This is a genomic window from Bacillus niameyensis (assembly GCF_001375535.1).
In the GTDB taxonomy this organism is placed as follows: domain Bacteria; phylum Bacillota; class Bacilli; order Bacillales; family Bacillaceae_C; genus Lederbergia; species Lederbergia niameyensis.
The window spans coordinates 681,924-703,398 of the sequence record NZ_LN831197.1 but is presented as its reverse complement, the minus strand read 5'-3'; the positions used below and the strand labels follow the sequence as shown (position 1 = coordinate 703,398).

Sequence of the window (21,475 nt, the reverse complement as noted above, 5' to 3'; positions counted from 1 at the left end):
CGTCCTCCCCGTAAATGTGATAGAGTCACCTCATTTAACTAGACGCGGCGATTTATTTAGACAACAAAAGGCCGAAGTGTAACACATTTCCTTCGTGTGTTGCAGAGAAAGGCATTTACAATCCTTGATGGACCTAGCCCCGTGTAAGTAGCTAGCAGCGATTAAGGCTAACTAACTAAAACAGGGGGCCACCTAAAGGAAAGTTATTTACCTTTAGGTGGCCCCTGTTTTTTATTTGCGATCAATTAGGATGCCTTTTCTTCCAGTTCTTTCATTAGCACCTCGACTGCTTTATTGACTTGCGGATCATTTTCAATTAGGTGGTTACTTAATTTGGTCATCAGCTTTAAGGATGTATCGCCCGATAGTATACCTGTGACCTTTAAGTTCTCATCTTTTTGAAGTTTTTTAATGGCTTCCTCTGTCTTGTCATCAAAGTATCCATCAATTTTTCCAGGATCATATCCAAGAACTTTTAGCATTTCTTCAGCGGCTTTTATATCATCAGACATGGCTGATTTCTTCCATTCATTATCTGGACTGATATAAGGAAGATTTGCATATTCAGGAAGACCGACCTTATAATCAGGTTCAATTCCGTTTTCATGCACCCAATTCCCCTTCGGTGTTAACCATTTGGCCATTGTATATTTCACATTCGATCCATCTGAAAAGTTTCTGGCTGTTTGTACGGTTCCTTTACCAAACGATTTTTCTCCAATTAAGGGAATATTGGCTGTTTCACTAGCCGCAGCAGCTAATATTTCTGAAGCACTTGCACTTCCACCATCTATCAACATAACTGTTGGTACATTAATTTTATTATCACTTTTCGCAATGTACTCCTCAATAGCCCCATTACGATTTTCAACTTGAAGAATTTTTTCTCCTTTAGGAACGAATAGTTCAGATAATGCAATTGCTTGATTTAACAACCCACCTGGATTTCTTCTTAAGTCAAGAATTAACGACTCCATTCCTTTATCTTGTAATTCCTTCAAAGCCTCTGATAATTCTTTATCAGTATGTTCTGAAAAACTTGTTATTTGAATTTTACCTATATGATTATCAAGCATTTCACTATAAACAGTATTAATCGGAATTTCGTCTCTCTTAATCGTAATTTTAATTTCCTTGTTACTTTCCCCTCGCAAAATACCTAATGTAACTTTTGTCCCCTTCTCTCCACGGATTAAAAGCACAGCTTCATTAGAACTCATTCCTTGGATATTTTGATCATCTACAGTAATAATTTTATCGTTGGGAAGTATTCCTGCTTTTTCAGCAGGTGATTCTTTAATTGGAGAAACGACAACTATGTAACCATCTTTTTCTTGGATTTCCGCTCCAATTCCTTCAAAAGATGCCGAAATACTCTCTTGGAATTGATCGTTTTCTTCCTTTGTCATATAATCTGAATAAGGGTCACCAAGCGCATTAACCATACCATCAATAGCACCATTAATTAAATCATCCGGATTAATTTCTTTATAGTATTTTCTTTCTAATTCATCATAAGCCTGATATAATTTGTTGAACTCTCTTCGTTCCTGAATAACTACATTTGCAGGTTTGTCCCCACCTAATGAAAGAGCAGCAATTGTTACACCCGCTGTTGAAAAAACCAATACAAAGATAAGCATAATAAATTTAAATTTTTTCATGCGGAAATAATCATTAGTCTCCGAAGAATTATCTTGATTCTGATTTTCTTCCAATTTTTTCACCACTTTCGTGCTAGAAACTTTTATGTGCACTATCCTTTAACAAAAATATAACAGCTTCTTTATTTTAACAGTTTTCTATTGATTATGAAAGATATAGAAAGTTTCATCCTTTAAATAGGAAAAGCTAGGCAACTTCCTTCTAGGAAGGACCTAGCTTTTTTTATAAAGAAACAAAGTATAAAGTGAAAAACTAAATTGAGACTATAGAGAGTTTTTTCCTCCCGATACTATCTTTTGAATCGGCTCTTACAGCCTTTATTTTTCTGTTAGTACGATTTCACTTTTCTTGTCGTGTAGCTGTATTTAACGCTACTTCAATCATTTCATTAAAAGTTGTTTGTCGTTCTTCTGAGGACGTCACTTCTCCAGTTAGAATATGGTCACTTACTGTTAAAATGGATAGAGCGTTTCTTCCGAATTTCGCAGCTAGCGTATATAGAGCAGCTGTTTCCATTTCTACAGCTAAAATCCCATATTGTGCCCACTTTTCGTGTTCTGCATGATCGTTGTAAAACATATCCGCTGTAAACACATTTCCTACTTTCAAACTTAGACCTTTAGCTGAAGCTGTATCATATGCATTTTTTAGAAGCTCAAAGGAAGCACTCGGTGCATAATCTACCCCACCAAATATGATGCGGTTCATTTGGGAATCTGTCGAAGCACTCATAGCTAAAATGACATCTCGGATCTTTACATCCTTTTGAATGGCACCACAAGTTCCGACTCTAATTAAATTTTGAACATTATAATCTTGCATCAATTCATTAATATATATGGAAATAGATGGCACGCCCATACCCGTACCTTGTACGGATATTCTATTTCCTTTGTATGTACCTGTAAATCCAAACATATTCCGCACTTCGTTGTAACAAATTACATCTTCAAGAAATGTTTCGGCTATATATTTTGCACGTAGCGGGTCTCCTGGTAGCAATACTGTTTCCGCTATATCACCTTTCGAAGCTCCGATATGAATACTCATCCTTTATCCTCCTTATCTCTATCTGTCTTTTCATTTTAATGTTTTCAATCTGACCATGCAAATTATAAGGAGGCAGTACACTATTAATCTTCCCATTCCTCATCAATAATACTTTTGGCAATTAAGTAATCAAATGTTATGTCAGCTAATTCTGCAACTTCAAGTTCAGTTGGGGAAAACCCCCGTTTAATCAGCTCATGATAGAAATATTCAGCAATTTCTTCTGTATCAATGAAAACCTCCATTTCACCCATAGCCCTTCATCTCCCTCTCTGAAATTTCCACCTTGGCCTTTAAATTAATTTTTAGTTTCTGATTCCACATAGAGATCCCAAATGTGATCAAATAATGACATCGTGGGCAAGTACCCCCCATTTAATTCTAAGTAACTACTTATTTCATGATAGTCCTTCGAGTGTTTTGGAAAAGCATGATCTCTGTATGCTTCACTGGCAAATTTGCTGATCTCTTCATTTGCCTTTGGTTGTCGATATTTCATTAAAAAATGATAAAAAGATTTATTCAAATTAAAACAACCGCCTTTCTATCTTTGTTCATTCTTCAGTATAGCGGATTGTTTTGTTCGCGAATATAATTTTAAAAGGAAATTTGTTGTACCTAAAAAATGTTTTGAATCAAAATGATTATTATATATGTATGCAAAAGGATATCGTTCATGCAAAATAAGGGGCCAACATCGGCCCCGCTTTAAATGTTTTCTATAAAGTGTAGCTGTGATTAGCAAACTGTTAATTTACCTAGGGAATGCCCAGCATGCTCCGATAATGATTAACAAAATAAACAATACAACGATTAACGCGAAACCGTTTCTAGCAGGAGCCGCATATCCACATCCACCATAGCTGTAACCATAACTAGGGCAGCAATCATCGTAGCCATATCCACCGTAATACATTAATACCTCACTCCTCCATTGATTGTGCTTTCGTTTATAGCATATGTATGGACTGGATGGGCGGTTTGTGTGTTTGCCCATTATTTTTAAAAGTGAGTGTGTATTAAGGTAAAAAGAAGCATCCTACCGGCGGAAGGATGCTTCTTTTTATGCGAATTTACTTTTTAAATAATTTTTCAAATTCTCCATATCCTTTTTCTGCTAGCTCAGATTTCGGTATAAACTTAAGAGCTGCAGAATTAATACAATATCTTAATCCAGTTGGACCAGGTCCATCTGGAAAGACATGGCCAAGATGCGAATTAGCTTCCTTGCTCCTCACCTCTGTTCGGATCATTCTATGGCTTAAATCTCGCTTTTCCTCTATATCTGTTATATCAATGGGCTTCGTAAAGCTTGGCCAACCACACCCAGCATCAAATTGTTCTTTCGATGTGAATAGAGGTTTCCCAGATATAATATCTACATAGATGCCCTCTTCCTGATTATTCCAATACTCATTGGCAAAAGGGGGTTCAGTTCCATTTTCTTGTGTTACATGATACTGGATTTCAGTTAGCTTTTGTCTAAGTTCATTTTTATCCATTATGATTCCCCCAATGTTTCGTAATGAAGTCCGCCCTGCCAGACCCTCTTTGGTATGCTTGGTAGTGTTCTGGATTCTTCCTGTAAAAGCCTTGGTGATAAGTTTCAGCAGGATAAAAAGATTTAGCGGATTCTATTGAAACGGCTATTGGTTTAGAAAATCGGCCACTTTTATCTAAATCTTTTTTACTCTGTTCGGCTAAAACTCTTTGCTCGTCCGAGTGATAAAAGATGGCTGGTCGATAAGAGATTCCCCTATCGTAAAATTGTCCCTCTGCATCAGTAGGATCAATTTGCGTCCAATAAATAGCTAATAAGTCTTTATACGAAATAATCTCGGGATTAAAAGAAATTTGAACGGCTTCCGTATGACCAGTAGTGCCTGAACAAACTTCTTCGTAGGTAGGATTTTCGGTGTTTCCCCCAGTGTAGCCTGATATGACTTTTTCGATTCCCGGATGTTGATCAAATGGCTTTACCATACACCAAAAGCATCCGCCAGCAAATGTTGCTAATTCTTGTTTCATGTCACATCTCCTCTCTGATATTGCTTCTATTCCACTGGAACAAGCATTTTCATTTCAATTTCATTATTGGCTATATCGAATTTCTGAGCCCTTACCTGAATACCGTTATTTAATCTCATGTTTTGTAAGGCTACATAAATTTGTTTGTCGTTCGGTTGAATCATAACCCATTCTGGCAATTTATAAGCATCTCTAATAAATTTTAAAATATAAGATACAGGTAGCTTGACCCCTCCAAGTGAAAGGGAGTTTTGTTTCAATAATAAATCTCCATTATCTAATGCCTCAGAATCAAAGGTCATTTTTAATTGTAATGTTTGCGAGAAGACTTCTACTTCTCCAAATAGTACAACTTCATCTGACAATAATACGGAATAGTGAATCGGCCCATTTAATTCTTCTTTTTCGATATAATGGTTAATTAATTGGTTTAAATCATTTTTATCTGTCTTAATCAAAAATTCGGACATGTTTTTTTCCGTTGATTCGGTAAGTTCCATTTCAGGCTGGTCTCCTCCAGCAAGAAATAGAAGCAGCCCAACACTAACTAAGATTAGTACATTCATTGCTAATAATGCGAGAAACATGATTTTCCAAATATTTTTCTTATTCATTTTATCTCTTCCCTTGGATCCGTTGTTATTCAAGAATGCTTTGCAGAATTCCGCGTTGTTCCATAGAGGAATATATTCGATTAGCCATTAATTCATAACCCTTGTTATTTGGGTGGAAATAATCTGTATAAAGCAGGTCCTCCTCTGCGTTTTTAAAGATGTCATCCACCATTACAAAACTTGTATGGTTAAACTCGGAAATAACATTTAAACTAGTTTGATTCCAACTAGTTATAATTTGTTCCACCTCTGTAATATCTGCAAACCACTTGATAAACGGATTATAAATGCCCACTAGAACAATTTCTGCCGTACTGTTATATGTGGAAATTAATTGCATTATCTCTGTTAATCTTTGTTTATACCCTTTTTCTGCTTCTAAAAACTGATTTATTTGTAACCCGGTTAAATTCTCCTTAAATACTTGCATTACATCATTGCCGCCAATTGTAATAATAACTAAATCAGCATTTTCAATACCTTCTTTAACTTCTTCCTGTTTTAGTCGCTGTAGTAATTGATCCGTCCGATTACCTTTGACCCCAAAATTAAGAAAGTTTGCTGTCTGAATTTCTTTGCGGCTTTCCATTAATTCTTTCAAGTATTGAATATACCCACCCTGTTTATTTAAATCTCCTACACCTTCAGTTAAGGAATCGCCTACAGAGGCAACAGATACATTTTTCGGAATAAAATCGGCTGGTGGTGTTTGCTTCTCCATTCGAGTGAAGGAGTTCATCACTTGTTCATTATATGTAGCTGAGCAGCCTGTTAAAATTAGCACTAAGCAAAAACATAAACTGAAAACTTTTTTCATGGTCAGGTTTCACCCTCAAACATAAAGTAATATTATTATAACATGACTGTTAGGTGTGCAATCAAACATATAGGGTTAATAAGATAGACAATATGCCATATCTCCTATATTAAGACATCCTATTCGATGTTGAACTCGAAAGCTGGAAAATAAAAAAAACGATCTGAAACAGACCGTTCTAAATAAATTAATCTGCGTAGTACATAAATCCAATCGCTCCAGGTCCTGTATGAGTACTGATTACAGGAGTAGTATAATCAATTTCAATATTGCTAAAACCTGTCAGTTCTTCAATTTTGGATTTTATATTTAAAGCAAATTCTAGTCCCTCTGCATGTGAAATTCCAATGCATTTGATTGTTTTTCCATTTATATCATTCATGAATTGTTTAATCAAATAATTAACTGCTTGTGGCTTACTACGAACTTTTGTAACTGGAGTATATTCCCCTCCATCTAAACTCGCAATCGGCTTTATGTTTAGCAATGAGCCAATCAATGCTTTTCCTTTTCCGATTCTTCCGCCTTTAACTAAATTTTCGAGTGTATCTACTACAACGAATAGTTTTGTTTTATCACGGATTTGTTTAATTTTGTCAAGAATTTCTTCAATGCTATGGCCTAATTTGGATAGCTTTGCTGCTTCTCGCACTTGGAATGCAAGTGCTTTAGAAATAAATTTGGAGTCTATAACTGTTACTTTTGAGTTTGACATTTTAGCAGCAGATCGGGCCGATTCTACAGTACCACTCATCTTTCCAGTCATGTGGATAGAAAGAATCTCACTACCGTCTTTACCCAATTCATCATAAAGTTTTAAAAACTCCCCGACAGCAGGCTGAGAGCTCTTTGGAAGTTCAGATATCATTTTCATTTTTTTCATAAATGTTTCTGGAGTAATATCAACCCCGTCCAAAAATGTTTCATTTTTCATTGAAATGGATAAAGGGATTACATGAATATTTAAATGATTCACTTCGTCAAGATTTAATTCTGAGGTCGAATCGGTTACTATTTTGATTTTTTTCAACTTTTCACATCCCAAAAAGATTTATATTAATTATACAGGTATAATGACAGAAACGATAGAATAAAAAATTGCCTTTTGAAAAAAATAAAATATAGTTTGCTATTAGGCTCGAGTAGTTCTAAGATGAAAAGAGAATGGAGGAGTTAATTTGGAATCAACTTCATATTATACTGACGGACAAACATTTAACTGGAAAGAAGAAATAGCCAACGCCATTACTCATGGAATTGGATTTTTATTAAGTATTCCAGCGCTTGTCATTTTAATTGTTTCCGCAGTTCAAAATGGTGGAGCAATGCATGTCGTCAGTTTTACTATTTTTGGTGTATCAATGATACTGCTTTACCTTTTTTCGACTATGCTTCATAGTGTTAAGCCTTCAAAGATCAAAAATATATTTGCCATTCTTGATCACTCGGCTATTTATGTTTTGATTGCTGGAACTTATACACCTCTTGCACTAGTTTCCTTAAATGGTGCTTTGGGTTGGACGTTGTTTGGGATTATATGGGGACTCGCGATAGCAGGGATCGCCTTTAAATGCTTTATGGTAAATAAATTTAGAATTTTATCCACTGTTTTTTATCTTATAATGGGATGGCTTATTATTATTGCTATTCAACCATTGTATGCAAGTCTAAGTGGAACAGGTTTTGCCTTATTATTAACGGGCGGACTTTTTTATTCGGTCGGTGCAATATTCTATATATGGAGAAATCTCCCTTATTCCCATGCAATTTGGCATCTATTTGTCATTGCGGGTAGTGCTTTTATGTATTTCTGTGTATTGTTTTATGTATAATACGAAAAGCAGAAGATGGCGTTTAGTGACGTACAAACTTTTTAGGCTTCTGACGAGATAAAGGAAAAGTAAAAGCGGAAGGCGCTCGTTTATCGGCGACAAGCAAATGTTCTGAGTCAACGAAAGGCGCTTTTTTGCCTTTCATTGACTCAGGTTATTTGACCTCGAGCCGATGGCGCCTGTAGCTGGATAACACGACGAGGCACGAGTCGATGTTGACTTATCGAAAGAAGAAGCCGAAAGTTTGCTAGTCACTGCCACCTGGAGCTAGACAATAAAAGCGGAGTACTAAGGACAAGCAAAAACGAATCCACAGTGGATTCGTTTTTATTTACGCTCATAAACTTTAAATAGATAATTATATGGATTTTTATCATTTTTAATCCCTGGTTTTTCTGAGATCAATACCCAATTTTCCCAATTAATTTTAGGAAAATAAATATTACCATCGAAAGTATGGGCTATCTTTGTTACATATAAGCGATCGGCTTCTTCAAGAAAAAGTCGATAGATTTCTGACCCACCTATGATGAATACCTCTGAATCCTGATTTTGAATCCATTCTAACAGTTGGTCTTTGGAGTGAAAAGCTAGACATCCCTCCGCTTTAAATGCTTGGTCACGGGTCAAAACGATGTTTGTCCGTCCTGGCAGTGGATTGCCAATAGATTCGTACGTTTTTCTGCCCATTACAACTGGATGCCCTAATGTAGTGTCTTTAAAATGCTTCAAATCAGCAGGTAAGCGCCATGGTAGTTGATTGTCCTTTCCGATCAATCCCTTTTCATCCTCTGCCCATAAAAAAGAGATCATACACTTACCACTCCTTTTATAGGAGGGTGTGGGTCATATCCTTCGAGGGAAAAGTCCTCATATTTAAATTGGAAAAGGTCTTTAATATCTGGATTGATCTTCATTTTCGGAAGTGCCTTAGGAGCACGTTCTAATTGAAGATTAACTTGATCTAGATGGTTTAAATAAATATGGGCATCACCAAGAGTGTGAACAAATTCGCCTGGCTCGAGTCCACTTACTTGTGCCATCATCATCGTTAATAAAGCATACGAGGCGATATTAAACGGAACACCAAGGAATATGTCCGCGGATCTTTGATAAAGCTGACAGGATAGCTTACCATCCGCGACATAGAACTGGAACAGCAGATGGCATGGAGGAAGAGCCATTTTTTCAATATCTCCTACATTCCAAGCATTTACAATCATTCGACGTGAATCAGGAGTTGTTTGGATTTGCCGAAGGACTTCTTTAATTTGATCAATTGTTTTGCCGTCAGATGTCTCCCATGAACGCCATTGTTTGCCGTAAACGGGTCCCAAATTCCCCTGTTCATCCGCCCATTCATTCCAGATTCTAACGCCGTTTTCCTTTAAATAACCGATATTCGTATCTCCTGATAAAAACCATAGTAACTCATGAATGATGGATTTTGTGTGTACTTTTTTTGTTGTAAGTAAAGGAAAACCCTTTTGTAAATCAAATCTCATTTGGTGCCCGAATATGCTGATTGTTCCTGTTCCTGTTCTGTCTTCCTTCTTAACACCGTTTTCCAATACTCGCTTACATAATTGTAAATATTGTTCCATAATGTCCACGTCCTTGTACTAAAGTCCCTGTAAGAATTGATACATTTCGGGAGCTTTTTTCTTTAATAATGTTCTTGTATCTGGAGAATAAAAATGTAGGGCAAAGCATTCTGCAAAATACTCTTCTTTATAGTGCGTAAAATAAGATATTCCTGGAAAAATACTGGTGGCTTCATTCTTCCATGAGGAATCAATAAAGGTAATAGATTCTTTATCATTATAAACTAAATTATATAAAGAATGGGCTAGTTCATGGTACTCTAAATTAACAGAACCATGTCCGTTTCCCCTTTCGCTACTTCCTATTTTTACTAACACAAATTTTGATCCACCAATTCCAGGGAGGTCATCCCATACTACTGACTTTGAATAGCCTCTTGGATATTCCCCTTTTAAATGAGAAGCCGTTTTATTATCAGTTAATTTCCCATTAAATAAGACAAGTTTGATTCCCTGCTCATTTGCCTTTTTTAAAATTGATACTGGAAGCTGATCGATTCTTTGAATAATCTTACTTACTTCCGTTCGATCATATGAACTCTCTGGAAGAATGATCACATCTCTTAATAAAACACCAGATGTTAGATTTAGACTACCGTACAAATCGCTTTGCTTTAATAAAACACCAGAGTAATGGGCACTTGTTTTATCTGATATGTAAAATATTAGAACCATTAAAAGTGGAAAAATCAGCCATTTACGCACCTTAACCCCCTACTTCCCCTAACAATCTAACTGTATCTTATTATATCATTTTTGGTAATAGAAAATAAGATAGTTAGGAGAGCAAAAAAATGGAAGAAAGCAAGTTTGCCTATGGCGCAAACTTGCTTTCTTAAACGCTTTGCCATTGTGGTGGCGTATTCTTGCTCCAATTAATAGTCCCAATCGAATGATGAGTTTGGAATTGATCATGGTAAGTATGGTAATGAAAATTAAATCGATAGCCCTCTAATGGAGGCTTTTCCCTTCGCACGTGAAATAAAATGATGTCCTGACCAGTCTGTTGATTGTAAATATTGAAGATTTTTTCACTAACACCGCCGCCAGGTTTTTCGGTGATGGCTAAATTGGAAAGTTCTTCTTCGGGATATTGGGCAGCAGTCATATCAATGGCAGCAATGATGTTTGGTAGAATAATTTCTTGGAATTCTTTTTCAATCACAGGTGAAATTTTAGGACCGAATTTAATCATTGCTTGTTGCTCTGCTATTAAAGCCATCTTTTGAGTAAACAGTTGTTGATCTAGTTGAGTTTCAGGAACATAATAATCATTTTCAGATGAACGATTTTGAGATACCGTTGTCGAGTTTTGACCACGCTGCATTGTTGTTTTCGGCATCTCTTGATTCTGTGACCAAATGGCATGGGAAGGGGTAACCAATCCAAAGGTCAAGATTGAAACAAGAACAATTACCGTTTTACGAATCCAAACTTTCATAACAAGGCAATCCCTTCCTATAATCTTTATATAAATAGTTTATACTATTTATATAGGAATGGCGATAGAAAATTTGCAAAAATAGTGAATATGGTAAAATAATAAATATACGTTATAATATGGTTATTGGATATAAGTAGGGAGGCTGTAATTATGACAACAACTTTGGTAAGCATTGGGATATTTATAATGATTGGTTATTTCGTTTATCTAGCAATAGCTGATTAAAGCTTTGGGCTCGGGCCCAAAGCTTTAATTTTTGATGGAGCGATATTAAAAGAAATCCACTTTTTATCCCTATAGTGATGCTTTGCTTTTCTTACCCCTCTAATTTATCAAAAGCTTTTACTAAATTTTGAACGATCGTTTCAACGTCATGATCCTCAATATCTTCTCTCGGAATAAAATGAAGGACATTTTTCCCATTAAATAAGGCCATTGAAGGGGAAGACGGCTCATAGTCTTCTCCTATATATTCACGCATCTTATTTGTAGCTTCTTTATCTTGCCCCGCAAAAACGGTAATAAGATGATCCGGCTTTTTTGAACTATTCGCCACAGCAGTAGTTGCTGCCGGTCTTGCTAGCCCTGCTGCGCAACCACAAACGGAATTTATTACAACCAAAGTTGTGCCTTCAACACTTTCCATGAAATTTTCAACTTCTTCAGCTGTTATCAATTCTTGAAAATTGGCATTTGTTAATTCTTCCCTCATTGGTTTTACAATTTGTTTCATATATTCTTCATAGGCCATCGACACGAATAGTCTCTCCTTTTCAATCGTTAGATTTTTTTCTCGCCTCTGTCATTTGCTTCCAGATAGAACCTTTTGCTTCTTCTCCGCCTTCAATTCTTTCAATTGCCATCTTTATTTGTAATTGCACTTCAAACTCAGGATCATTTTCTGCAGCTTTTAAAGCCGGTAATACACTTGCATCGCCTACTTCATAGAGGAACATCGCTGCTCTCCAGCGAACAATCTTACTTTTATCTTGTAGTGCATGGCTCATTTCCACCATAGCTTCTGGAAATCCAAGATCAGATAAACAATCACCCGCGGTTCTACGAACAGGAACTGTTTTATCATGAAGTCCTTTGTATAGGAGTGGCAGTACTTTTTTGTCCTCTACCATACCAAGATATACAACGGCGAGTCTTCTGATTGAAGACTTCTCATCTACTAAAGCTTTCTCCAAGACAGGAAAATCATCAATAGTAGGGTCCTCCATTTGTTCGAGTAGCTGATAGCGCTTTTTCCAATCGGGCTCATCAAGCATTTCTGGTGTTAACTTGATTAACTTTTTCTTTGATATATCTGCCTGTGGTTTTAGCGCACGCTCTACTAAAGTATTAAGTCGATCATCTGGATAAGCTGCTCCTAGTTCATCAGCTATTTGCATGCCCAATTGCTCGAAATCCCCATAACGGATTCCATAGTCTTTCCATCTTCTTAACATAATATAATTATCGTCATCTTTTTGAGAAGCTTTCATTGCATCTAAAAAACGTTCTGGAAGGCCGAATCTCTTTTCTTCATTTCCCGAGATTAATTTGATTTGTAAAGGAATTTCTTTAAATGTTTGGATTTGAACATGTACTTCGCCAAAATGCTCATCAACTTGTACATTCTGTAATGATTGTTCTACGTTTTCTTCCCCAAATGCTTCTCTTACTTGTGGCAATATCTCTTCCCAGCTATATTTACCATTCCGCTCCACCGCCAAAAAATCCGCTACATGATAGACGCCTTTCACACCTTCAATAAGAAGAATGTCTTTAATGATAGTCGGAGCACCTTCTGCTTGCTCCTTCTTATAGTTATTACTGCTACCTGCAGGTAATTCCTCATTTAAAATAATCTTCATCGTATTCGGACTTGGTGTTGGTTCGATCGTTTTGATCTTCAAAATGATTCCCCCTCCCTAACACTCGAAAGTTATATGATAATAGAAATATTGTATCATATAGATCATACTGACTCTAATACAAGGCTTTTTAGCCCTCAATATCAGCAGTGTCTCCAACCTCAAAGCTATCGAATCATCAAATAAGGGATACTGCTTTGCTTTATCTAGCTTTAGCACATAAATTTTTACTTTATTCGTTGAGTTCTGAAAGGTAAGTCCATCTAGAAATTAAGTCTTCTAATAGCTGATTCTGCTGATTAATCTGATCAGTTAACTCCTGAGCTTTTTCGTAATCACTGCCAACGTTATTTAAATTTTCGTTAAGTAGGTCTAAGCGAGACTCTGCCTCATTAATTTTGTCCTCAATCGTTTCCCATTCAATTTTTTCCTTGTAAGTCATTTTTTTAATAGCTTGTTTGTTTCTTTGAGGCGATGGTTTGTCTTCTTTTTTTTCTGCAACTTTTTTCTCTATCTCATTTTGAACAGACGTTTCCAGATATTCAGAATAGGTGCCTAAAAAGGATTCGATTCGCCCATTCCCCTGAAATATAAGTAATTGCTTAGCTGTTTTATCAAGAAAATAGCGGTCATGAGAAACTGAAATAACTACTCCAGGGAAGTCTTCAATATAATTTTCTAGGACAGTAAGTGTTTCCGTATCCAGATCATTCGTAGGTTCATCCAACAATAAAACATTTGGTTTGCCCATCAGCAATTTAAGCAAATATAAACGACGCCTTTCTCCTCCCGATAATCTACTGATCATTGTCCCATGTGTATGCATTGGGAAAAGAAATTTTTCTAACATTTGTGCAGCAGAGATCGTTTCACCGCTCGTAGTTTCTATTACTTCTCCAGCTTCACGAATATAGGCAATCATTCGCTTATCTTCATCTAGTTGTTCCGTTTCTTGAGTATAATAAGCAATTTTTACTGTTTGGCCGATTGTTAACTCGCCTTGATCTAAACAAATTTTTCCAGAAATAATATTTAACAGCGTTGATTTTCCGCTTCCATTATTTCCAACAATGCCTATACGAGCTTGACGGGGAATTAGCAATTGAAAATTATCTAAAATCATTTTATTGTCAAAGGATAATGTCGCATTTTTTAACTCAATCACTTGTTTCCCTAATCGATTTCCCTCAAGGGCAATATCCATACTTGTCTCAGGCTGAGTTTGTAAATATTCACTTTCTAGTTGTTCAAATCTTTGAATTCTAGCTTTTTGTTTTGTCGATCTCGCCTTGGCACCACGTTTCATCCAGGCAAGTTCTTGCTTATACAGGTTTTTCCTCTTCTCTCCTGCTTGAATTTCCTGCTCAGCTCTAATAGCTCTACTTTCAAGATACGCTTCATAATTTCCCTGATAAGAATATAAATTCCCATTAAAAAGTTCAATGATTTTGTTTGTAATTTGATCAAGAAAATACCGATCGTGTGTAACAGTCACAGCAGCTTTTGAATATCTGTTTAAATATCCTTCCAACCATTTGATGGAGTCATAGTCCAAATGGTTTGTAGGTTCGTCTAATAAAAGCAGATCTGGTTTCTCAATTAAAACTTGAGCTAAAGCGACACGTTTTTTTTGACCACCTGAAAGTTGACCAATTTTTTGTGAAAGATTTTCAATCCCTAGTTTCGATAAAATTGTTTTAGCATTTGTACTTGCGTCCCAACCGTCTTCTGCATCCATTCTTTTTTGCAAATCAAATAACCTTTTCTGATAAAACTCATTTTCAGGATCCTCTTCAAGATTTAAAAGCGCATTTTCATAGGCATTCATCAATTGAATTTCCGCGGCTTTACTTTTAAATACTTGATCAAGTACTGTCAGCGACTCGTCCAATTCTGGTTCTTGAGAAAGATAAGCGATCGTATAATCTTTTGGATGGGTAAGAATGCCAGCATCAGGTTGCTCCTCTCCAGCTAGTATTTTAAGCAAGCTTGACTTTCCAGTTCCATTTACTCCAATAATTCCAATTTTATCATTCTCTGCGATATGGAAGGTAATCTTATCAAACAACTGTTTTTCCCCATATCCCTTAGTAATATTTTCTGCTGAGAAAATCTTCAATTAAACCATTCCATTTCTATTTGATTTAAAGGACGAACGTATTGCTCATCTTCCACAAAAGGCGAGTCTTGAAGCGTAGAAGGTTTCTAATCACTTGTCGCCTAAAGCAACATCATATCTGTCGATGTTTAAACGGAATTAACATATCGATTCAACTAATATACACTGTATAGCTCTAAACTCCTTATAACAAGAACAAAAGCGCAAGCGCCTGTTTAGTGACGTAAAAATTTTAATAATAAGGATGAACGGCTAAAAACGCGCCGTCTTGGCGCAACGCCGTTCTGACCAACATCCTGTTGGCCTAAGATAAAGGAAACACGGCGAAGCATGAGCCGATGTTGACTTATCGTAGGAAGAAGACGTAAATTTTCTAGTCGCTAGGCGCTGGAGCTGGACGACAAACCTTCCTGTTAGAACTTATCCACACGCTAAAATTTTATAATTTTCTTAACAATGAAAAAAGAACCAATTTAAATGGGTTCTTTTTCTTCTTGTTCATTGTCTTCTACTATTTCTTCTGCATTATCTTCTTTTTCTTGCTCGTTTTCATCTTCGTTAGTTCTTTGTAACATTTTCAACTCTTCGACACGATCGGGGTTTTCTTCAAAATATTGAACAAGGTCACCAATTCTATCAATGGAATTCCAGCTTAGATGATGTTCGATGCCCTCTACGTCCTGATATATATTTTCTTCCTTCACTCCGATAATTTTCAAAAACTCTTCTAGTAAATCATGGCGTTCTACTAGTCGTTTACCGATTTTTTTTCCTTTAGTCGTTAAGATGAGTCCTCGATATTTTTCATATACTAGATAATCACCACGATCTAATTTTTGAACCATTTTAGTAACTGAAGAAGGGTGGACTTCCAATGCCTCTGCGATATCGGAAACGCGTGCATACCCTTTATTCTCAATCAATAGAAAAATTTGTTCTATATAATCTTCCATACTTGGAGTTGGCAATCGTATTCCTCCTATCCAATCTTTCGTATAAAATTTTACTATAATGGCAAAATTTTAACAAGCTCGGAATAAAATTATACTGAATTTAGCGAATTTATTGATTTGTTGTAACTTTTTTCTTAGTTTCCTTGACGATCAACAGGCTGATAGTGTATAGTTTATGTATCATTAAACATTTATCATTGTATCATTTGTTTGGTGATAATATTTTTTTAAAGCACTTTTAGTGCTGAATGTCTAGGAGGAAAAAGGTACATGCAAAACGGTAAAGTTAAATGGTTTAACAATGAAAAAGGCTACGGTTTCATCGAAGTTGAAGGTGGAGAAGATATCTTTGTACACTTTACAGCTATCCAAGGTGAAGGCTTCAAAACATTGGAGGAAGGGCAAGCTGTTTCTTTTGAAATTGTAGAAGGAAACCGTGGACCACAAGCTGCTAACGTAGTTAAGCAATCCTAATATAAATCACTCAAGACTGGGTTACTAATCCAGTCTTTTTTTGTATACATTTTCATGATTAATTTTTAGAAATTAACAAACCTTCACCCATTGCCTTTAATTCTTGACCGACAGTGCATTGTTTTATACAAAAGCGATGGGCATATGTTTTGCTATATTCTTTTTTTAAATGTTCATGCAAAAAACAGTCTTCACAGTATAAGTTGTAACCGTCAAGTACAATTAAACAGTTTTCCCCAATTAAGACTCAACAGTTAACCGAAATTAAGATTCAACACCTGTTTCTATAAATAAGGCCTGTCTATATTTCATTCTGATGCTATCTTGGTGTTCATCAAATGTAATGACTTCGCTTCTATGGAGGAGGCGATCTAAGATCGCCGTTGTTAATGTAGTATCTCCCAAGAATTTCCCCCATTCACCTGGTCCCTTATTAGACGTTAATATGAATGCTGTTTTGTCATACATATCATAAATAAACTGAAAGAAGAGCTGCGCATCCTGTGTTTCATAAGCCATATACATGATGTCGTCAATGATAATCAAATCCGATAAAGTAATTCGTTTGTACCTTGTTCTAGATTTATTGATATACTCTCTGGTCTTAAGTATATAAATAAGGCGATCCATTGAGATAAAGGAAACTTGATATCCTTGGTTAACCGCATGAATGCCCAGTCCAGTTGAGAGATGCGTTTTCCCCACTCCAGGTGGTCCCATCATAATTAGTGTGAAACGTTCTTCAATCCAAGACAGTTCTTTGAGTACATTCAGTTGCTTCTCACCAATCGCAGATTGCTCTTCTAAGTTAAATTGATCTAATGTTAATTCTTGCGGAAACTCTGCCCATTTCATTAACTTGGCACGATTCTTTTCTTCGCGACAATTTAATTCATATCCGAGTACCTGATCTATAAATTCATAGTAGGTCCAACCTTTTGACTCTGCTTCCCTAAGCATATTCGGTAGTTCTTTTGCCGTTTCTGCTAATCTAAGTGTTCTGCATTTCTGTTGGATCTCATTATAGGAATTTGTCATCTTATCTACCTCCTTGGAGCACGTGGAGATAGATATCCTGAGTTCGTTCAGGAGCTATTAGCTCCTCATATTTCTCATTGATCAGTTCTTTTTTTGGTAAATCTCTACTTTCCTGAATCTCCATTGAAATCGCAATATCTCTTAAATCATTTGCGCTGGTTAATTCTAACCTTTTCATTTNTGTAACCGTCAAGTACAATTAAACAGTTTTCCCCAATTAAGACTCAACAGTTAACCGAAATTAAGATTCAACACCTGTTTCTATAAATAAGGCCTGTCTATATTTCATTCTGATGCTATCTTGGTGTTCATCAAATGTAATGACTTCGCTTCTATGGAGGAGGCGATCTAAGATCGCCGTTGTTAATGTAGTATCTCCCAAGAATTTCCCCCATTCACCTGGTCCCTTATTAGACGTTAATATGAATGCTGTTTTGTCATACATATCATAAATAAACTGAAAGAAGAGCTGCGCATCCTGTGTTTCATAAGCCATATACATGATGTCGTCAATGATAATCAAATCCGATAAAGTAATTCGTTTGTACCTTGTTCTAGATTTATTGATATACTCTCTGGTCTTAAGTATATAAATAAGGCGATCCATTGAGATAAAGGAAACTTGATATCCTTGGTTAACCGCATGAATGCCCAGTCCAGTTGAGAGATGCGTTTTCCCCACTCCAGGTGGTCCCATCATAATTAGTGTGAAACGTTCTTCAATCCAAGACAGTTCTTTGAGTACATTCAGTTGCTTCTCACCAATCGCAGATTGCTCTTCTAAGTTAAATTGATCTAATGTTAATTCTTGCGGAAACTCTGCCCATTTCATTAACTTGGCACGATTCTTTTCTTCGCGACAATTTAATTCATATCCGAGTACCTGATCTATAAATTCATAGTAGGTCCAACCTTTTGACTCTGCTTCCCTAAGCATATTCGGTAGTTCTTTTGCCGTTTCTGCTAATCTAAGTGTTCTGCATTTCTGTTGGATCTCATTATAGGAATTTGTCATCTTATCTACCTCCTTGGAGCACGTGGAGATAGATATCCTGAGTTCGTTCAGGAGCTATTAGCTCCTCATATTTCTCATTGATCAGTTCTTTTTTTGGTAAATCTCTACTTTCCTGAATCTCCATTGAAATCGCAATATCTCTTAAATCATTTGCGCTGGTTAATTCTAACCTTTTCATTTCTTTTACCGCATTTTTGATATGACGCGGATATTGCTCTGCGGCTTTAAGGACCACTTTAAATTGTTCAATAGAATGCCTTGGATAGTGCTCTTGTAAAGTTTTGATAAGCCAAGTGGATATTTCTGTATCAGCTAGTTGTTTAGTGACTTGTTCCGCCAGCTTATCTCTCTTTGATTGTGACCGTTGTCGATGTTTGGGATCTGTTATAACTTCTCCTTTTTCTTTCGATAATGTGTGTAATGCAATTGGACTACCGTTTCGCTCGAGGGCAATGCTTAATATTTCTCCCTTAACAGAGACATAAGCGATGTTCTCCTTACCATTTTGAAAGGTTCCTAACGGAACACTATACCGATTCCCATCAAAACGAATAATATTGTCTTTATGGATTGTTCTTGTTATATTTATAGATGAGATATTTTCGAAAATATATTCACCATTGACCTTTTGAAGATGCTGCTTTTCGAGGGCGTGCACTTCGAAAGGTCTTTTCTTTGTATTATGATGAACTTTATAATTACCTGTTCTTTTTAACCATTTCAAAGATGAATGTTGCCATGTGCCTAAGTCCTTGAAAATGCGATGTTTCGTAAAATTATTCTTCACAAATTTTATTACTTGCTCAATTTTTCCTTTCGACTCTGGATCGCTTTTTCTGCACAGATAAATCTTAAATTTTCTAGTTTGATGATATTTAGTAAAGGATTCCGTAAGGATTAAATCTCCTGCATTCTCGCTAACCGCCAATAAACGATCTTGGTCATACACTATCTCCTCTGTCATTCCTCCAAAGTATCTAAATGCATTTTCCTGCATTCTAATCAAGTCAGTTGTTCGAAGAGGCCGATCCATCCACTCTACATATTTGAATCTTGAGTGGGATAAGATAAATCCGGCCACATATAATTTCTTTTTCTGCCCTGTCTCTGTGTAAACAAAGGTTTCTCCAAAATCAACCTGCATTTGCTTTCCCATCGGAAGTTCTTCAACTGTGCCATACATTCGTTCTATTGTTTCTTTAGGAATTTGATACTTGTCTCTTAAGTCATTTACATAGTTTCGTACCGTATTTTCAGCAACTGATTTTATATTATATTTCTCTTGTAACCAATCATAAATTTGAGCACTTGTTAAGTCTGGATGTTCCTTTAACCATGCCAATATGTCATCTTGGTAGGGATCTAGTTTCTTTGATCGTGTTTGTAACGAATCAATAAACCCAGCAAATTCCTCCGGAGTCATCCCTAAATATTCAATTACTCTATTTCTAGATATTTTTAACCTTCTTGCAATTTTACTGTTTGAGAACCCCATATTCTTCAAACGATGTATTTCTTGGTAAACCATCCACTTTTCCACTTCCTGTTCTCTCCCTTTCGACATACTCTGCATAAGTATACCGAAAGGAATAATAAACTAGTAAACTGTTTAATCTTATTTGTAGAAATCTGTTTACCCTTATTTGTGGAAAACTGTTGAGTCTAGTTTAGCAGTTACAATAAGTTCATTAACTCATCAATTTCTTTAAAAATATCCCCGCGATTCATAAGATCAACTCCCGAACTACTCCATTTTTAAATGACTATGGATTATTGTATTTTGAAGCGCTTGGGTTGCAAGTGCATCAGCCTCTTTATTCTCTTTTCGAGAAATAACTTCAAAATTTGGATGAAGCCCAAGTTCTTTTATTTTTTCCTCAATTTTATCTAGCCATGCATTTAATGATTTTTCATAACATGGCCATTCACCTTCCAGTTGCTTTAACACCCCCTGAGAATCACCTCGGATTACGATCGGGAGATTATTAAAACTTTGCTCTTGTAAAAATAAAAGTGCATTATATAGTGCGGCATACTCTGCCTCATTATTGCTTTCCAATGCCTCCAACTTTGCATTAGCACGATACCGAAAATGATTTACTCCTTTTTGATAATAAATGACTATCCCTATTCCCGCTTCTTTAGATTGGAGATCAAACCCTCCATCAAAGTAAAGAATCGGATTAGTTGGTTCATCCTCCAATTTTTTCTGTAACTTTGCAAATTCTTTTCTGTTCCATTCTCTGCCCATTTCATCCATAATAGCGATATCAGTAATTCGCCCTGTCTTTTGAAAATCGATTATTAAAGCATCGATATTCCGTTCATCAATCCACTCTGACTCCAGAGGAAGGTGGATTGTTTTAGCACCTTTATAAATCATTTTTAATTTATATTTCATTTTTAATAACATCCTTATTCATTATGATTTTCTGTAGGTCTATTATTAACAACTGAAAGGATTTTGATTATGATCGAAGTATATATTGATGGGGCTAGTGCTGGCAATCCTGGATTAAGCGGTGCCGGTATTTTTATAAAAAGCCATCATAATACAGATAATTATTCTATCCCTCTAGGTATGATGAGTAATCATGAAGCGGAATTTTCAGCTTTAGTAAAGAGTCTTGAAATATGCCTAGAATCTAAATTTCAAATCGTTTCTGTAAGATCCGATTCCTCACTTGTAGTGGAAGCGATCGAAAAAAGATTTGTCAAAAATGATATTTATCGACCATTTTTAGATCAAGCACTAATGTTAATTTCGAATTTTGACCTGTTCTTTATTAAATGGATCTCGTCAAAAGAAAATAAGCAGGCTGATCAGCTTGCTAGAAGAGCTATTCGTTTAAATAACTCCAGATCCCAATGATTAAAAGACCCTCACCAGAAGCTTTAGAATTATAGAAAAAGCTTAGGAAGGGTCTTTTACTACCGATTGTTCATCTAGATTTTACATT

At 36.0% G+C, this 21,475-nt stretch carries 26 protein-coding genes and 1 pseudogene; 3 read left to right on the top strand and 24 right to left on the bottom strand.

Annotation, left to right across the window (positions count from 1 at the left end):
* Positions 1-245: 245 nt before the first annotated feature.
* From BN1243_RS03485 to BN1243_RS03450, 10 genes are all read right to left on the bottom strand, one after another.
* Positions 246-1,727 carry a lmo1851 family serine protease gene (locus BN1243_RS03485; protein WP_456061827.1) on the bottom strand — a complete coding sequence of 494 codons (1,482 nt, stop codon included), beginning with the start codon at positions 1,725-1,727 and terminating at the stop codon, positions 246-248.
* A 277-nt stretch (positions 1,728-2,004) separates the two neighbouring features.
* Complete coding sequence (deoD, locus tag BN1243_RS03480; RefSeq protein WP_062104865.1) at positions 2,005-2,715, bottom strand: purine-nucleoside phosphorylase; 711 nt, start codon at positions 2,713-2,715, stop codon at positions 2,005-2,007.
* An 83-nt stretch (positions 2,716-2,798) separates the two neighbouring features.
* Positions 2,799-2,969: a YozD family protein gene (locus BN1243_RS21325; RefSeq protein WP_069201759.1), complete on the bottom strand. Its 171-nt coding sequence runs from the start codon at positions 2,967-2,969 to the stop codon at positions 2,799-2,801.
* A 44-nt stretch (positions 2,970-3,013) separates the two neighbouring features.
* Positions 3,014-3,241 carry a YozE family protein gene (locus BN1243_RS03475; RefSeq protein ID WP_062104864.1) on the bottom strand — a complete coding sequence of 76 codons (228 nt, stop codon included), beginning with the start codon at positions 3,239-3,241 and terminating at the stop codon, positions 3,014-3,016.
* Positions 3,242-3,469: 228 nt separating this feature from the next.
* The gene (locus BN1243_RS21520; protein WP_084781799.1) at positions 3,470-3,631 is read right to left on the bottom strand and encodes a YjcZ family sporulation protein; all 162 of its coding nucleotides are present in this window, start codon (positions 3,629-3,631) and stop codon (positions 3,470-3,472) included.
* A 157-nt stretch (positions 3,632-3,788) separates the two neighbouring features.
* Positions 3,789-4,217, bottom strand: a complete 429-nt coding sequence (gene msrB, locus BN1243_RS03470) for a peptide-methionine (R)-S-oxide reductase MsrB (protein ID WP_062104863.1) — start codon at positions 4,215-4,217, stop codon at positions 3,789-3,791.
* Positions 4,210-4,743: a peptide-methionine (S)-S-oxide reductase MsrA gene (gene msrA, locus BN1243_RS03465; RefSeq protein ID WP_062104862.1), complete on the bottom strand. Its 534-nt coding sequence runs from the start codon at positions 4,741-4,743 to the stop codon at positions 4,210-4,212. Before msrA ends, msrB begins: the two co-directional genes overlap by 8 nt.
* Positions 4,744-4,769: 26 nt before the next feature.
* Entirely contained in the window at positions 4,770-5,357 is a 588-nt protein-coding gene (locus BN1243_RS03460) for a YpmS family protein (RefSeq protein ID WP_062104861.1), read from the bottom strand.
* 25 nt (positions 5,358-5,382) lie between these two features.
* A complete protein-coding gene (locus BN1243_RS03455) occupies positions 5,383-6,141 on the bottom strand; it encodes an SGNH/GDSL hydrolase family protein (RefSeq protein WP_230200093.1) in 759 nt (252 codons plus the stop codon).
* Positions 6,142-6,361: 220 nt separating this feature from the next.
* The gene (locus tag BN1243_RS03450; protein ID WP_062104859.1) at positions 6,362-7,204 is read right to left on the bottom strand and encodes a DegV family protein; all 843 of its coding nucleotides are present in this window, start codon (positions 7,202-7,204) and stop codon (positions 6,362-6,364) included.
* Between the two features lie 148 nt (positions 7,205-7,352).
* Here BN1243_RS03450 and trhA point away from each other — a divergent pair, with 148 nt between their 5' ends.
* Positions 7,353-8,006 carry a PAQR family membrane homeostasis protein TrhA gene (trhA, locus tag BN1243_RS03445; RefSeq protein WP_062104858.1) on the top strand — a complete coding sequence of 218 codons (654 nt, stop codon included), beginning with the start codon at positions 7,353-7,355 and terminating at the stop codon, positions 8,004-8,006.
* A gap of 327 nt (positions 8,007-8,333) precedes the next feature.
* Here trhA and BN1243_RS03440 read toward each other — a convergent pair whose 3' ends face one another.
* The 8 genes and pseudogenes from BN1243_RS03440 to mntR form a co-directional block, all read right to left on the bottom strand.
* Positions 8,334-8,819, bottom strand: a complete 486-nt coding sequence (locus BN1243_RS03440; protein WP_062104857.1) for a dihydrofolate reductase — start codon at positions 8,817-8,819, stop codon at positions 8,334-8,336.
* Positions 8,816-9,610 (bottom strand): thymidylate synthase, encoded by a 795-nt coding sequence (locus BN1243_RS03435; RefSeq protein WP_062104856.1) that lies wholly within the window; start codon positions 9,608-9,610, stop codon positions 8,816-8,818. The genes BN1243_RS03440 and BN1243_RS03435 overlap by 4 nt, the downstream gene beginning before the upstream one ends.
* 18 nt (positions 9,611-9,628) lie before the next feature.
* Positions 9,629-10,315, bottom strand: a complete 687-nt coding sequence (locus BN1243_RS03430; protein WP_069201758.1) for an anthrax toxin lethal factor-related metalloendopeptidase — start codon at positions 10,313-10,315, stop codon at positions 9,629-9,631.
* 130 nt (positions 10,316-10,445) lie between these two features.
* Positions 10,446-11,051: a YpjP family protein gene (locus BN1243_RS03425; protein WP_062104855.1), complete on the bottom strand. Its 606-nt coding sequence runs from the start codon at positions 11,049-11,051 to the stop codon at positions 10,446-10,448.
* A gap of 319 nt (positions 11,052-11,370) precedes the next feature.
* Positions 11,371-11,811 (bottom strand): BrxA/BrxB family bacilliredoxin, encoded by a 441-nt coding sequence (locus tag BN1243_RS03420; RefSeq protein WP_062104854.1) that lies wholly within the window; start codon positions 11,809-11,811, stop codon positions 11,371-11,373.
* A 16-nt stretch (positions 11,812-11,827) separates the two neighbouring features.
* Complete coding sequence (locus BN1243_RS03415; RefSeq protein ID WP_062104853.1) at positions 11,828-12,958, bottom strand: conserved virulence factor C family protein; 1,131 nt, start codon at positions 12,956-12,958, stop codon at positions 11,828-11,830.
* 190 nt (positions 12,959-13,148) lie between these two features.
* A complete protein-coding gene (locus BN1243_RS03410; protein WP_062104852.1) occupies positions 13,149-15,035 on the bottom strand; it encodes an ABC-F family ATP-binding cassette domain-containing protein in 1,887 nt (628 codons plus the stop codon).
* Positions 15,036-15,577: 542 nt separating this feature from the next.
* Positions 15,578-16,003, bottom strand: a pseudogene (gene mntR / locus BN1243_RS03405) (transcriptional regulator MntR); the annotation flags it as partial.
* Between the two features lie 255 nt (positions 16,004-16,258).
* On the opposite strand from mntR, the gene cspD reads away from it, so the two are divergent.
* On the top strand, positions 16,259-16,462 hold the full coding sequence (cspD, locus tag BN1243_RS03400) for a cold-shock protein CspD (protein WP_062104851.1): 204 nt from the start codon (positions 16,259-16,261) through the stop codon (positions 16,460-16,462).
* Between the two features lie 58 nt (positions 16,463-16,520).
* Here the strand turns inward: cspD and BN1243_RS21515 are convergent, their stop codons facing one another.
* The 6 genes from BN1243_RS21515 to BN1243_RS03380 all read right to left on the bottom strand — a co-directional run bounded on the left by BN1243_RS21515 (position 16,521) and on the right by BN1243_RS03380 (position 20,916).
* Positions 16,521-16,703 carry a zinc-finger domain-containing protein gene (locus tag BN1243_RS21515; protein ID WP_084781797.1) on the bottom strand — a complete coding sequence of 61 codons (183 nt, stop codon included), beginning with the start codon at positions 16,701-16,703 and terminating at the stop codon, positions 16,521-16,523.
* Between the two features lie 23 nt (positions 16,704-16,726).
* Entirely contained in the window at positions 16,727-17,500 is a 774-nt protein-coding gene (istB, locus tag BN1243_RS03395) for an IS21-like element helper ATPase IstB (RefSeq protein WP_062104222.1), read from the bottom strand.
* A 1-nt stretch (position 17,501) separates the two neighbouring features.
* Complete coding sequence (locus BN1243_RS21965; RefSeq protein ID WP_154669794.1) at positions 17,502-17,678, bottom strand: hypothetical protein; 177 nt, start codon at positions 17,676-17,678, stop codon at positions 17,502-17,504.
* 63 nt (positions 17,679-17,741) lie between these two features.
* A complete protein-coding gene (istB, locus tag BN1243_RS03390) occupies positions 17,742-18,515 on the bottom strand; it encodes an IS21-like element helper ATPase IstB (protein ID WP_062104222.1) in 774 nt (257 codons plus the stop codon).
* Position 18,516: 1 nt separating this feature from the next.
* Positions 18,517-20,079, bottom strand: a complete 1,563-nt coding sequence (gene istA, locus BN1243_RS03385; protein WP_230200060.1) for an IS21 family transposase — start codon at positions 20,077-20,079, stop codon at positions 18,517-18,519.
* Positions 20,080-20,259: 180 nt separating this feature from the next.
* Positions 20,260-20,916, bottom strand: coding sequence for a reverse transcriptase-like protein (locus tag BN1243_RS03380; protein WP_062104850.1), 657 nt, complete (start codon positions 20,914-20,916; stop codon positions 20,260-20,262).
* Between the two features lie 69 nt (positions 20,917-20,985).
* Here BN1243_RS03380 and BN1243_RS03375 point away from each other — a divergent pair, with 69 nt between their 5' ends.
* Positions 20,986-21,387, top strand: coding sequence for a reverse transcriptase-like protein (locus BN1243_RS03375; protein WP_062104849.1), 402 nt, complete (start codon positions 20,986-20,988; stop codon positions 21,385-21,387).
* The last annotated feature ends 88 nt before the right edge of the window (positions 21,388-21,475 follow it).